Annotated in this window: 7 protein-coding genes; 6 read left to right on the top strand and 1 reads right to left on the bottom strand. The window is 44.0% G+C overall.

From position 1 onward, the window contains the following. Window positions 1-160 precede the first annotated feature (160 nt). From EOE67_RS19405 to drt3b, 6 genes are all read left to right on the top strand, one after another. Window positions 161-781 carry a 2OG-Fe(II) oxygenase gene (locus EOE67_RS19405; RefSeq protein ID WP_127701090.1) on the top strand — a complete coding sequence of 207 codons (621 nt, stop codon included), beginning with the start codon at window positions 161-163 and terminating at the stop codon, window positions 779-781. Window positions 782-1,105: 324 nt separating this feature from the next. After that, a complete protein-coding gene (locus EOE67_RS19400; RefSeq protein ID WP_127701088.1) occupies window positions 1,106-2,017 on the top strand; it encodes an NYN domain-containing protein in 912 nt (303 codons plus the stop codon). A gap of 221 nt (window positions 2,018-2,238) precedes the next feature. Beyond that, window positions 2,239-7,005 (top strand): DUF3320 domain-containing protein, encoded by a 4,767-nt coding sequence (locus tag EOE67_RS19395; RefSeq protein WP_127701086.1) that lies wholly within the window; start codon window positions 2,239-2,241, stop codon window positions 7,003-7,005. A 496-nt stretch (window positions 7,006-7,501) separates the two neighbouring features. Continuing rightward, window positions 7,502-8,797, top strand: coding sequence for an antiviral reverse transcriptase Drt3a (gene drt3a / locus EOE67_RS19390; protein ID WP_127701084.1), 1,296 nt, complete (start codon window positions 7,502-7,504; stop codon window positions 8,795-8,797). Window positions 8,798-9,106: 309 nt separating this feature from the next. Next, the gene (locus EOE67_RS19385; RefSeq protein WP_127701082.1) at window positions 9,107-10,228 is read left to right on the top strand and encodes an ISAs1 family transposase; all 1,122 of its coding nucleotides are present in this window, start codon (window positions 9,107-9,109) and stop codon (window positions 10,226-10,228) included. Further along, complete coding sequence (drt3b, locus tag EOE67_RS19380) at window positions 10,225-12,024, top strand: antiviral reverse transcriptase Drt3b (protein WP_127701080.1); 1,800 nt, start codon at window positions 10,225-10,227, stop codon at window positions 12,022-12,024. The genes EOE67_RS19385 and drt3b overlap by 4 nt, the downstream gene beginning before the upstream one ends. A gap of 449 nt (window positions 12,025-12,473) precedes the next feature. Here the strand turns inward: drt3b and EOE67_RS19375 are convergent, their stop codons facing one another. After that, window positions 12,474-13,568, bottom strand: a complete 1,095-nt coding sequence (locus EOE67_RS19375) for a competence protein CoiA family protein (RefSeq protein WP_127701077.1) — start codon at window positions 13,566-13,568, stop codon at window positions 12,474-12,476. Window positions 13,569-13,706 lie beyond the last annotated feature (138 nt).

Genomic DNA, 13,706 nt, shown 5'->3' with positions numbered 1-13,706 from the left:
ATCCAAATGAAATGTACCAACCGGATCGTAGGGCGTCACTCACCGCGACAGCGGTAGTGCGCCAAGCAAAGCCAAGGCATCCAAAAACCCCATGACTTGACACACCAACCCAAACTCAGTACAAAGCGCTGTCCCCGGCACTTTGTATTGAGTCTTCTGTATGTCTGACTTTTCCTCTACTTTGACTTCGCCCAATTGGCCCACCAAAACCAACTGGGTCGATCTGATCATGCCGGACTTTTATCAACATGGCTTAGCGATCCTGCCGCAAGCCATCCCCGCAAATTTATGCCAAGCGCTACTCACCGAAGTGCAACAACACAAAGATTTAACCGCCGCCGGGGTTGGCCGCGCCGGGCAGCTGCAACAAAATAGCGACATCCGCCGCGACCACACCGCTTGGCTCGACGGTTCGACCCAAGCGCAACAAGACTACCTCGCCTTCATGCTGCAACTGCAGCAGCAAATGAACCGCCAATGTTTCCTCGGCCTCACCCACCACGAGTGCCATTTCGCCCGATACCGCCAAGGCGACTTCTACCAAACGCACCTCGACGCCTTTCGCGGCCGCTCCAACCGCGTGCTCACCACAGTTTTATATTTAAACGACGTACCAAGCGGCGGCGAACTGGTGATCTATGACGAAAACGAAGTTGAGCTAACGCGGGTATTACCACAAGCCGGTTTACTGGTAACATTTGAAAGCGAACGTTTTCCGCATCAGGTACTGCCGGCGGAGTTTGAGCGGTTTAGTATTGCCGGTTGGTTTCGGAAGGATTGATTTCTTGATGCTTGCCAAAAGACCAAGGTTATCGAGATTTCGCCCAACGCCTACGCGCTGAATTGGCTTCTCACCTTTGCAGACTGCTAGGGGCGCATAAGCGGAGCGCCATCGCCCACTTGGTAACTGTTTTTAATACGACGGCATCGCATAGCTGTAAAAAAGCTGTTCCATAAAGATTCACTTTACTGAAGTTTTGGTATAAGCTCACTTTTAACAACTAACCCAATTCTCACGCGTGGTATTTGACCCCTGAGTTTTGGGCGAAGAAGCCGGCCTCACCGCCGGTTTTTTCATTTTCAGTAGTAGAAAGGATGCATCTACTTGAAAACCAACATCTACATCGATGGATTTAACTTGTACTATGGTTGCCTGCGTGGAACACCACACAAGTGGCTGGATATTTTCAAGCTATTTAATGATCACGTGCTCCCGTCATCGCAGCCTGAGCACGGTGCTAATGATGTTTTTGTGAAGTACTTCACAGCACAAATCATTGATAAAGCAGCGAAATCCTCAACTTCCGTGCAAGACCAAATCGCCTATCATCGCGCACTTAGTTTTACCTATCCACTCCATAGACTAGAAATCATCAAAGGTTACTACTCGCTCATTACGACCAGTGCGTACCAGCTTGATCCGATAAATCCCAAACGGTTTCCTAAAGATTGCCAGCGGGTAAATATCTGGAAACTCGAAGAAAAACAAACCGATGTAAACATTGCTGTGGAGTCACTGTTTGATGTAATGACAGACCCTGAACTGCAACAAGTAGTGTTTGTCACTAATGACACAGACATTGCACCCGTGATGGCAAAAATTAAATCACTTCAAAAAGTGCAGATTGGCCTCGTTATTCCCACAAATCAACAAGCAAGAAGTACCAATCAAGATCTGGCGAAGCACGCGGACTGGGTACGAGACTGTATCCAGGATTATGAATTAGCAGCGGCTCAACTCCCAAGAATCATCAAAGGTGGCAGAACTCCAGCGGTCAAACCGGTTTCCTGGTTTGGACAACCGCAAATCCTGGAGCAGATTATTCAGCTACTGCTGCCGGTCTGTGAATACAAACCATCAAAATGCTGGCGTTGGTTAGAGCACGATCTCCCGCAACGTGCCGACTTACCGCCATTACCCTCAGCGCCAATTCATCACTTGGCAAGTAAGGAAGATGCAATGCTTGTCCTCGCATACGCTAAGAGATTTGTTGAGTTTATGGAAAACAAGCAATAACGTCTGAGCCAGCGCTTTTGTAATAGGTCGCTGCAGAAGAACTTCAGCTAAGGAACACATGGCAACGTCAAATTGAAGTCTTTAGCCACAAACTTCCCCACTCCAATCAACACCTTTGATTGATTTTGGAAACAACCATTGCTATGGTAATTTTTTATCCAATGTCGCCAGCAAAACATTCTGCAGACTATTGCTGTTCAACATAACAAAAAAGGATTTTTATGGTGGTTGAGCAGCAACTGGAACGTGCGCGTCTTGAATTATTGGATATGGGTTTTCGATCCAACCCGCAGCTCAATTACCGTAGTGGCGGCAAAGCGCTCGACATTATTGATGAACAATCGGCCAAGATTTTTGCATTGTTGGTGGAGCAAGAAAGCCCGCTGAGTTTTTTACCACTGCCAGAAGCCTATCAACAAAAAATTGCCGACGATGAGGATGAAGGCTCCTTCTTTCAATCAGACGATGAAACCGAGTTACCGCCCCTTGATTTGTATCTGGAACAAAAGAAAGGTTCGGCTCGGTTTAGCGATAAATACCTGCAAACAGGATTAATCCCAGCAAAGCTGGATAAAGCATTACTGAAACTCGAAACTGAAGCGCACACCATGCTGCAGGAGCAAGGTGTTGAAGTTCTATATCTGGCACTTGGGTTTTTACAGTGGAATGAGCCCGCTAACGCATCAGTCTCAAGGTATGCACCGTTGATTTTACTGCCGGTAGAACTCACCCGTTCTTCGGCCAGAGATAGCTTCAAGCTGCGTTACACCGGCGAAGAACTGGGTTCAAACCTGACGTTAGCCGCAAAACTAAGAACTGAATTCAAGTTAATACTTCCTGCTTATACCGATGAAATGACCGTCTCGGATTATTATCAAGCGGTCTCCGACGCGATAGCCGCTCAGCCTTCCTGGCGGGTGCATCCGGATAAAATCGGTTTAGGGCTATTCTCATTTGGCAAGTTTCAGATGTATATGGACCTTGATCCAGCAGGCTGGCCCGAGGGGAAAAAACCATCGCAGCTGCCTTTGATTGGCCGCTTGTTCCGGGATGGTTTTGACCACAATCCAGAGATTAACCCAGATGATCTGAATCATCCGGAAAAGCTCCATCTGGTAAAAGACGCCGACTCCAGCCAAATTGAAGCTATCTTAGCGATGAAGTCTGGTGCAGACCTGATTATTCAAGGCCCGCCAGGCACGGGTAAATCGCAAACCATTACCAACATTATTGCCGAAGCAGTCGCGCTGGGTAAAAAAGTGCTGTTTGTGGCGCAGAAAATGGCGGCACTGGAGGTGGTGAAAAAACGCCTCGATGAAACGCATATGGGCTTTGCCGTCCTCGAACTGCATAGCCACAAAAGTACGAAAAAAGCCGTACTTGGTTCTATTGCCGAGTCGCTTGAACAAGGGCGGCCACAAACCGACAACCGCCAGCAAGAACTCGCGGATTTATCCCAGGCAAAAACCTTGCTGGATGCTTATGTGCAGGCCATCCGCGCACCCATTTTGCAAAGCGGACTCAATTACATTGAAGCCTTAGGCGCACTGCTGCAGCTGAAGGCCCAAGATCCCGACAATCTGTTGCCAGCCTTACCCTTCAGTTGTTTTAAAGGATGGACAGCCGAGCAGTACAGCACTGCCAGAAAGCTGGTTACAGAGTTGGTGCAGCAACTGGCACGTGTCGGCGTACCGGCGGCGCATCCTTTTGCGATGTCTGGCCGTACTGACTTTTCACCGGCATTGCAGCAGGCGTTAACCTTGGCTTTGGCAGAAACCAGCCAGTTGCTGAGCCAACTAGATACCCAGACGCAAACCCTGAGTGCTTTTCTCCAGCTGGAGCAACCACCAAGCCTGCAGCAAGTGACACCGCTCATCGCAACGACTATCTGGCTGGCAGATGTGCCAGAGCTGAAGAACGTTAAAGTAAACAACCCAATGTGGGCAGTTGAGCAGAAGCGGATTGAAAACGGACTCAGCTGCCTGGCGAATTTTTTAACACTAAAAGCTTACTGCGATGAACGTTTTATCGCGCAGGCGCTGGATGCCGATTTACTGAGGATCCGGCAAGGGCTGATTGGCAAAACCGATAAATGGTGGCGCTTCCTGTCGTCCGGCTATCGCCAGGCAAAAGCAACATTAGCCGGGCTTTGGCGTGGCGCTTTGCCAGCATCTGCTGCGGACTGGCTTACATCCTTAGATACTGCCCTCGCCTATCAAAGCGCCAAAAAAGAACTGGCCAGTTATCACACCTTGTTAAGCGAAGTGTTTGGCTCGCAGTGGCAAGGTGAGTTTTCAGATCACCATGAACTCAGCCAGATCCTGCATTGGATCAGCGACTTTTATCAGAAAGTCGGCAAGCATGAATTACCTCAGTCACTGGCAGCATTGATTGATGCAGGTATAGATAAAAAACGGCTGCGCGACCATGCCAACTCACTGACAACACTATGTAACGGAATTACTGAACAAGCACAGACGCTCAAAGAACTGATCCAAATCCAACACAGCAAGCCAAGCCATGACCTGACTGCAGTGCCATTTACGCAACTAAATAGCTGGTTAAAAGGCTGGAAAAACTCCGCTCTGCTGTACGATTTCGCCCGCTATAACCAGATTCTTCAGGCGTTTGCACCTTTTAACATTACACCTTTCACCGAACTGGCTTACCCGTGGCAACACGCGCCAGAACTGCTGTTGACGGTATTCGAGCTTAGTTATTACCGGGGTCTGGTTGACCATGCATACGATAGCTCGGACGCCATCCGGCAATTTGACCGGACGAAACATGAGCAAAGCCTGCGGGACTTTAAGCGGATTGATGGCAATAGTTTGTTTTTTGCACAAGAGCTGTTGGTCAACCGGCTGTATGAGCGCTTGCCGAAGAAAACCGCCAAAGGCGAAATGGAGCTGGTGCTGCGTGAGCTTGGCAAGAAAAAGCGCCATATTCCGATCCGAAAACTATTGGCTGAAGCCGGTAACGTGATCCAGCAAGCCAAACCGATTTTTATGATGAGCCCGATGTCCATCGCTACCTATCTGAAACAAGGTGCTTTGGATTTTGATCTGGTGATCTTTGACGAAGCCAGCCAAATTCCAGCGCCCGATGCTTTGGGCGCCATGTTGCGCGGAAGGCAGGTGATTGTGGTCGGTGACAGTAAGCAGATGCCTCCCAGCAACTTGTTTGGTAAAGCGGTTGAACTGGAAGAAGAAGAGCTGGAAAGCAGTGCCACCGCAGAAATGGAAAGTATTCTGGCGCTGATGGAAGCCCGTGGCGCTGCCAGTAAAATGCTGCGTTGGCACTATCGCTCCCGCCACGATTCGCTGATTGCTGTCTCCAATGACCAGTTTTATAAAAACAAGTTAGTGGCCTTTCCAAGCCCCGGTTTTCACCCCGATGCCACAGGGCTGAAATTCCATCATTTACCAGAAACTCACTACGATAAAGGCGGCTCCCGCACCAATCCAGGTGAGGTAAAAACTGTGGTCGCTGCAGTACTGCACCATGCTTTAACTAAACCGCACTTGTCGTTAGGTGTGGTGGCTTTCAGTCTGTCGCAGCGTGATGCCATTTTACTTGAGCTGGAAAAAGAACGCCGTTTGCATCCTGAAACTGATGAATTCTTTGCACGACATGCCGGTGGCGATGAGTTTTTCGTGAAGAACCTGGAGAACGTCCAGGGCGACGAACGCGACGTTATTTATATCAGTATTTGTTATGGCAAAACCAGCACCGGCCAGCTGAGCCAAAATTTTGGCCTGCTTAATAAACCAGGTGGAGAACGGCGGTTAAACGTGTTGATCTCCCGCGCACGGCTGGCGATGGAAGTGTTTGCTAACTTTAAAGGCGATGAACTGAAAGTTGAAGCTGACAGCCCTTTTGGTGTGCGTTCACTGCAAATCTTTTTGCAATTTGCCGAGTCCGGCCAGCTCAACAAAGCCCATGAAAAAGAACAGCAACAAAACTTTGCTTTTGGCGCCTTGCTGCATCAGGCCATCCAACGGTTGGGTTATCAGGTTGCCACCCGTGTCGGCAGTCAGGGGTATTACATCGATTTAGCCATTAAACATCCGCAAGACCCAACGAAATTTGTGTTGGCGCTGGAATATGACGGCGCCGGTTATTACCAAGCAGCTTCCGCCCGCGACCGCGAACGACTGCGACAAAGTGTGCTGGAAGGGCTTGGCTGGACCTTTGAACGAATTTGGTCCACGGACTGGTTTCGGGATCCAGAAGCAGAGTTACAACGGCTGCAGTTACTTATCGACAAAGCAATCGCACAGCATGATGAACTGATGTTGTCGATGGCAGCGCAAGCGAACAGCTCTATCAGGCAAGTAAAACAGCAGGTTGCCGCGCCAGAGGCAGTTGCAGCACCAATTCTGCGCGTTGAGGAAGAACAACCGGAGTTTGAGGCTTGCACAACACCCTATAAAAAAACCGATGTGTCGAAGTTAAATATCCCGGCAGTCGATGATTTCAGCGCTATTCCGTTAAGTATGTTGGTGCATGCGGTGGAACGGATTGTTGAAACCGAATACCCCATCTTCGCCAACTTAGTGGCCACCCGCCTAGCCAGTGCCGCAGGCCTGACCCGGGTTGGCGCCAAAATTAAACGCACTGTGGATCAGGCCATTGCAAGCGCCGTTGCCAAAGGATTGATCCAGTTAGATAAAGACGAAGTGTTATGGCCGCATGGTCGCAGCACCGTCAAATTAAGAAACTGGAACACCGCCGACACCGCCACCCGCAAGCTGGAAAACGTCTGCGACGCCGAACTGACCAACGCCTTATTGCTGACGGTGCAAGACGCGCATGCCATTAGTGTCGCTGATGCTGCTTCGGCTGCTTTAGGGCTGTTGGGTTTTCAGCGGGCTACGGCACAGGCGGCAGTACGAATGGCGAAGTTGGCGCAGCTGCAGTGTGATAAGGGTGTTTTGGTTTTTGAGAATGAGCGGTTGAAGGTTGTGGGGAAAGTTAGGGACTAAGTTAATGTACTACCTAGAGTTTGCGGAGTTTATTTAAATGATAGTGGGCATTAATTCTTTGGCTGCTGATTACGACATCACTATTCAAAAGATCCGCAAGGCCTCAATTTCTAATTATTTTCATTTTATTTTGAAAAAAGGTGACAAATTTTGTACTTTGCTATCACGCAAAAATTCAAAATTCCATATTTTAGAATGTTTTTTCAAGTGAGCGACAATGTAGTATCACTCAAACAACCGCTAACCAACAAAATTAATAAATTTATTTTAATGCGGATTTGTTTACGGGACTCAGTAGATAAATATATCCATCTATACTTTCCGTGAGGGTAAGGCAGTAATTTATTTTAATTTTGTTCCCCACTGATAAAATAGATAAATTTTGCGAGATATTAAAACAGAGTGTAGTTATAATTTAACCACTGAATTTTATAAAAAGATATTTGTATTGAAAAGACCTCTAAAATTTATTAGTTTAAACAATAAAAGGATTTTTATGAGCAAACAGTCGTTTTCAGAGTGGAATCTAAAGCACACACTCGCAAATCGAAAATTCAAATCGAGATCAGTTTCTAAGAAATTAATCGGTGTAGGCGCACAGTTAGCATCAGAAGGTATAATAAATAAAAGTTATGAAATGCAACATTTTCATACATACTCCATCAACAAAAAACCAGTGTACTGCACTAGAAATCAGACTGATGAAACTGTTTTATCCAGACTAGATGAAAATATCAGGAACATATACAGGATAAAGCAGAAGGACAGGCAGGTAATCGTAAAGCAAATTATTTCACTTTTATCTGAAGAGGTACCTAAGTATATATATAAACTAGACTTGGAGAGCTTTTATGAAAATATAGATATTAACAACATAAATTCCAAGTTTATTAATGATGGAGTTCTAAATACGGAATCGTTAGGTGTTTTCGATATTTTTTCTTCAATCATAAAAATCCAAAATATTAAAGGCGTTCCCAGAGGGATAGGTTTAAGTGCATCAATTTCGGAGTTAGCTGCTAGGCCATTAGATGAAAAAATAAGAAAAATAGAAGGCGTTTATTACTATGCCAGATATGTTGATGACATAATTATAATGTCTACACGAAGGATCGACATCAATAGCGAAATAAATACTATAATTCCTGACGGAATGATATTAAATAGAAACAAAACAAGAGTTGTGACAGCTAAAAATTGTTTCTGCTCAACATCTTGCCAATGTAGGGTTGCGCTTTGTAGATGCTGGTCCAAATGCAGTTGTCAACCATGTGGCTGTGTGGGAAAGTGTAAAACGCCAAGTGCATGCAAGGTTCGTGTGAAATCTTTTGATTTTCTTGGTTATAACTTCGAATTTCCAGAACTTGCGAAAAACCTAAAGAATAAAATAAAAGTTGATATATCAGAATCAAAATATAACAAGATAAAAAATAGATTATATATCACTTTCAAACAGTACAAAACAAAGGGGAACTTCAAGAGGCTAGAGGATAGACTGAAGTTCCTTACAGGAAACTATTACGTAGATAGTAGAAAAAGCAAAGTATCTTCTATGATGGCTGGAGTTTATTACAGTTACATCCATATCAACAAAGCAAGCAAATATGAATTATTGGATATTTTCCTTAAAAAACTAATATTTTCTGGCGGCAGTAAGAAAATATTAATAAGTGACTCTCAAAAAGAAATATTAAACAAATATTCGTTTTCAAAAGGTTTTAAAAATAAATATAAATTCGAATTTGCACCTTCTCAGGTCAACAAAATAAAATCAGGGTGGAACAATGGATAAGATAACTGTAAAAAAACATGACAAGAATAGAATATTGCTTACAGAAGTTCTTCCATATGAAACGCCATTGTTTTTTTCAAATATTCTTATTTACAATCAAATTGTAAGTAAAAATAAATTCCCGAGCTTTATTAATGAACTACTAAGTTACTCTAAAAAAACACAACCATATCAGTATAAAATAAGAAAAGGTGATTCAGGATATAGGTCAGGGCAAGATCGCGAATGTTTTTTAGCCACATTTGTTAAAAGTTGCAGCGTTTGACACTTTATGATCAGATACTGCCTTTTACTGCAAAGGCTACTGATATGCAAACCGACTCTTTTACTCTGCACTTTTCCGCCCTCAAAGATCAACGCCAATCTGCGAAAGTCCATTACCCATTGTTTGATATAATTTTTTTGACGTTGTGCGCAGTCATGACGGGAGCTGAAGGTTGGGAAGATATTGAAGATTTTGGCGTTCATCGGCTTGATTGGTTGCAAAAACGCGGTTTCTTTAAACACGGCATTCCTGTCCACGATACCATTGCTCGCGTGATTTCACAGCTTGAGCCCGCTCTTTTGCAGCAGTGCTTTATCGATTGGATGTGCGATGTCAGTTCCCGCACTGAAGGTGAATTGGTTGCGATCGATGGCAAAACACTGCGCGGTAGTTGGCAACCAGGTAACCGGAGTTCGGCTATTCATATGGTCAGCGCATTCGCATGCTCCAGCAGTTTGGTGCTTGGCCAAGTGAAGACCGAAGAAAAATCGAATGAAATCAGAGCAATCCCAGAGCTTTTACGCCTGTTAGAAATTAAAGGCTGCTTGATAAGCATTGACGCAATGGGCTGCCAGAAGCAGATCGCCCAACAAATCATCGAACAGAAAGGTGACTATCTGCTGGCCGTTAAAGGGAACCAAGGTCGATTACACAGCGCGTTGGACAAATCCTTTCAAGCCTACGAAAGCATCGAACGACAAGATACCGAGCAGCAAAAGTCGAGGTTGGAAGGCCGTAGTTACCAAGTGTTAAGTGCTGTCGTCTTGCCTGAGGATATTCGTGAGCAATGGCCAATGCTAAAAACTATCGCAGTGGCAAGCAGTTACCGGATGACAAAGGACCAATATCCTAGTTATGAACGGCGATACTTTATCAGCTCAGCTGAACTGGATGTCGACCAGTTTGCCAATGCCTGCCGCAGCCATTGGTTAATAGAAAACCAGCTACATTGGGTGTTAGATGTCAGCATGAATGAAGATAACTGTCAGATTTATCGAGCAAATGCGCCAGCGAATCTTGCGAGTATCCGCCATATTGGACTCAACATGTTACGACAGGACAAAAGCCGAAAGCTCAGCGTACCAAGAAAGAAACGAGCGCTAATGATGGATCCCGGTTATTTGGATGCTGTTTTAGAGGCTGGAATTGGGGTGTTTAAAAAGTGAACACTCATGCTCTCGCCCTGGGATATAGGTATATATCAATCCCTCATCCATCTTCACAGATTGCAATGAAAGATCTAATATTTGACTACTCTGATTTAATAACAAACTTGTGTTCAAAATCAAACTTCAGCATCAGAAAACCAACAGGAATTGCATCGTATTACTATCAAGGGACAATATTAAACGAACTCGATGAGTCAAAATTTTCTGATGGAGATGTAGTTCAAGAAACTAGTGAGCAGGAAGACAGTGATGATCTATTCAAAGCATATGGATGCTCTTTTTTTTCATATTCTGGATACACTTTACTGTATAAATTTTTTGATTCTTTGGAGTTTCAGTCACTTGAAAAAAAGTTCTCATATATGTTCCGCTTTGACATTGAAAAATGTTTCGATAGCATTTACACGCACAGTATAGGCTGGGCTATAAAAGGAAAAGATTTTTCCAAAGAGAATATAGGTAAAAAAACATTCGATAGCGATTTTGATGCCAAAATTCGCTCGATGAATGATGATGAAACTAATGGAATTGTTATAGGTCCAGAATTTTCGAGAGTTTTTGCAGAAATCATACTTCAAGCTATAGACTGCAAGGTTGAAAATGAGTTATTAAAAGAAAATAAATTTCGCGGAACCGATTATACAATTAAGCGTTATGTAGATGACTATTTTGTATTTACTAGAGATGAAAATCTCGCCAGATATATCTACGATAAGTTTAGAACTGAGCTTAGGAACTACAAGCTGTTCGTCAATGAAAGCAAAGAGTCTGTTGTATCTAGACCATTTATTACAAATTTATCAATCGCCAAGACTGAAGTTTCTGATGCACTAGACCATTTTTTTTCATCCATCAAGAGAGATAAATCGTCTATTGATTCACGTATTGCAAAGAAGGAGATTCCAAGTTTAATATATATATACAAGCCTTACACTAGGTCTAAAATTCTTATCAATAGATTTAAGTCTTCTGTACGTTCAAATAATGCTGACTACTCTTCTTTTAGCGGTTTAGTTATGACTATAATAAGATCAAGGTTATCAAAAATACAGTCTGAGATGGCTCATATTAAAAACATTCGAGATCATGATAGTGTATATAGAAACTTCATTACTGTAATAATCGACTTCACTAGCTTTCTATACTGTATGTCTCCCAAGGTAAGATCTAGTTTCTTATTTTCCCAAATATTGATCTTGGTCAAAAAAGTATCAGAAGCACTCTCCCCTTTATCTAAATCTGAGATTCACAAAAAAATCAAGGATGAAACATCTATTATTTTAAATAATCTGACTTCACCTGACGTTCCCAAAATAGAAATAATAAATTTCCTTTTATGTTTAAAACTGGAATTTGGAAACTACGTTCTAAGTGAGCAACAGATAGTCGACTTTTTTGGCGTTTCCAACAATGATGTTAGTGGTCTAGATTATTTTGAAATGATCAGTGCACTATATATGCTATGTATGGATGGGCAGAATTTGCTATTACGCGATGCTATTTACGATAAACTCGAATGCTTAATTACGGAAAGTAAATCACCTGAAACAAAAACAGAATTAATTCTCATGTTTTTTGACTTAGCTTCTTTCCCACACGCCAACAACGCCAAGATCGAATCATCATTCAAGTTATTGTATTCAAAAGTAAAAGGCATTCAACCAAAGCCGGCGGCGGTAAGTGAATGCTTAAATTATCTTAAAGCCAATCCTTTTTTCACTGACTGGAGCGGAAAACTGAGTATTGAGAGAATACTTTTAAGGAAAGAAGCACAAGCGGGCTATCACTTTTGAGATGATCTGTGTTAGTTTAGTTCTGCCCCCGTGGGGAATGTACTAGGTCGTGACCTATTTGGTCGGTACATTCTCTCTGATCGATGTGATTTAGATTGCGTCGTCGGCTGCTCGGATACGTTCGACACTCGTCATTTCGGTGGCGAGGAGGGAAGCTTGGAAAGCAGGTAGTACTGTGGTAATACGACTAACTGGTCGTAGTACACAATAGCGGAACTCGCATACACACCAGTGGGGCACCCAATTTAAATTAAAATGATGTGCGGTTTATCCGTTCATCATTTTTTTTATAATCAAGGTCAGGTCACACATCTTCCCCCGTTATATTACGGACAGATGTATTAGTTATTTTCTCAGGTTAATTCCGCTTTTATTTTCGCTATATGCATTGCGACTAAACAAACTATTTCCCGGCAAGGTAAAAAACCCACATTCCAAATGTCCCTGAACTAATGAGTCCCGTTAGTTTTGGGAAGTGCCTTCAGTGAATGCTGCGCATATCCCACCCGCAAATATTTCCCTTTGATATCTTTAAAATACTCATCTGAAAGGCCGATTTTACAGAACTTACTACTCTGGCAATATTGGCATGATGTCGCGTCAGGTGGACTCAGGTAATAACAGTTGTCGCATTGCAACACCATCTTATGTCCAAAGGTAAACAGCCGCGCGGCTTGGCCAATCAGGTCAAGTAGCCGCTCTTCGATATCTACGCTATGGCTTATCTGCTCTTTTGTCAGCAGCTGGGTTTTAGTTTGCAACTGCACTTTGGTCTGCAACTGCTCTTTTGCCTGCTGATCGGCTTCTGACTTCGGTAGTACTTTTGCAACTGCGTTACTTGGTTGAAATGTAAAGCGCTCTTGCGCTCTAAGTGCCCGTTCTGCATCGGCTGCTTTTAGATAAATGGCGAACTGGTCTTTTTTCTTTTTCTCATTGGGATGATAAAGCCATTTTTTCGCGGTCGTCTGGTGGAATATTCGATCGAGCAGGATCGCTTTGAGTGACCTTTTGTGCTGGCGATATTCTTGTTCGACACCGGTTAAATCGACAAAAACCGTTGCGTCTTTATAACTGCTTTTACTGTGCTGAATGTTAAACCCGAGGATCAGCATGAGCTTATGGCCGTGAAGTGTGAGCTCCACGTTATCGCTGCTCATATGCTGGGGCATTGGCTGAAAATGCACCAGCTCGAATACTGGGGCTGATGCAGTAGTTACCAGCTCCAGTTTTGAGTTGAGGCCTGCAGGGTCATTGAGCGAAATGTGGTAGTCAGGAAGTTTAAGCGGTTCTTTGAGTGAATCAGTGATCAGTTGCCGGGCTAGCCAGAAACAGCCACGTCTGAAATTAAATGAACAAGGTTTGTCGGCAGAGACCGACTTTGGCTTGTGGGCAAAATGCCAAACCTTCACACTCCCCTGCTTCGCGACCATCGGCGCATCACACGCCGGACACTTGCAGCCGCAATTTTCGCCATTCTCAACTTCGTCAGGAGTGACCAACTTGCCACTGCTGACCTGCATTGCAAAGGGGATTAACACTTCCATCCTATGCGTATCTCCCTATATTCCGAGTCATTATGTGCAAAAACTCAGATACAGTGGATGGTCCTATCCGTACCGCAACACCTGAGTTTTGTGGAAAAGCAGTTTCTGACATTGGCATATGCCAGCTCGCAGGGTCAA

Source organism: Rheinheimera riviphila, from assembly GCF_004005945.1.
GTDB classification, from domain to species: domain Bacteria; phylum Pseudomonadota; class Gammaproteobacteria; order Enterobacterales; family Alteromonadaceae; genus Pararheinheimera; species Pararheinheimera riviphila.
This window is presented reverse-complemented; position numbering and strand designations above follow the sequence as displayed.

Excerpts from the sequence above, each read along its gene's own strand:
- EOE67_RS19395 (WP_127701086.1), top strand. The coding sequence starts at position 2,239 with ATGGTGGTTGAGCAGCAACTGGAACGTGCGCGTCTTGAATTATTGGAT.
- EOE67_RS19385 (WP_127701082.1), top strand. The coding sequence starts at position 9,107 with ATGCAAACCGACTCTTTTACTCTGCACTTTTCCGCCCTCAAAGATCAA.
- EOE67_RS19375 (WP_127701077.1), bottom strand. The coding sequence starts at position 13,568 with ATGGAAGTGTTAATCCCCTTTGCAATGCAGGTCAGCAGTGGCAAGTTG.
- EOE67_RS19405 (WP_127701090.1), top strand. The coding sequence starts at position 161 with ATGTCTGACTTTTCCTCTACTTTGACTTCGCCCAATTGGCCCACCAAA.
- drt3a (WP_127701084.1), top strand. The coding sequence starts at position 7,502 with ATGAGCAAACAGTCGTTTTCAGAGTGGAATCTAAAGCACACACTCGCA.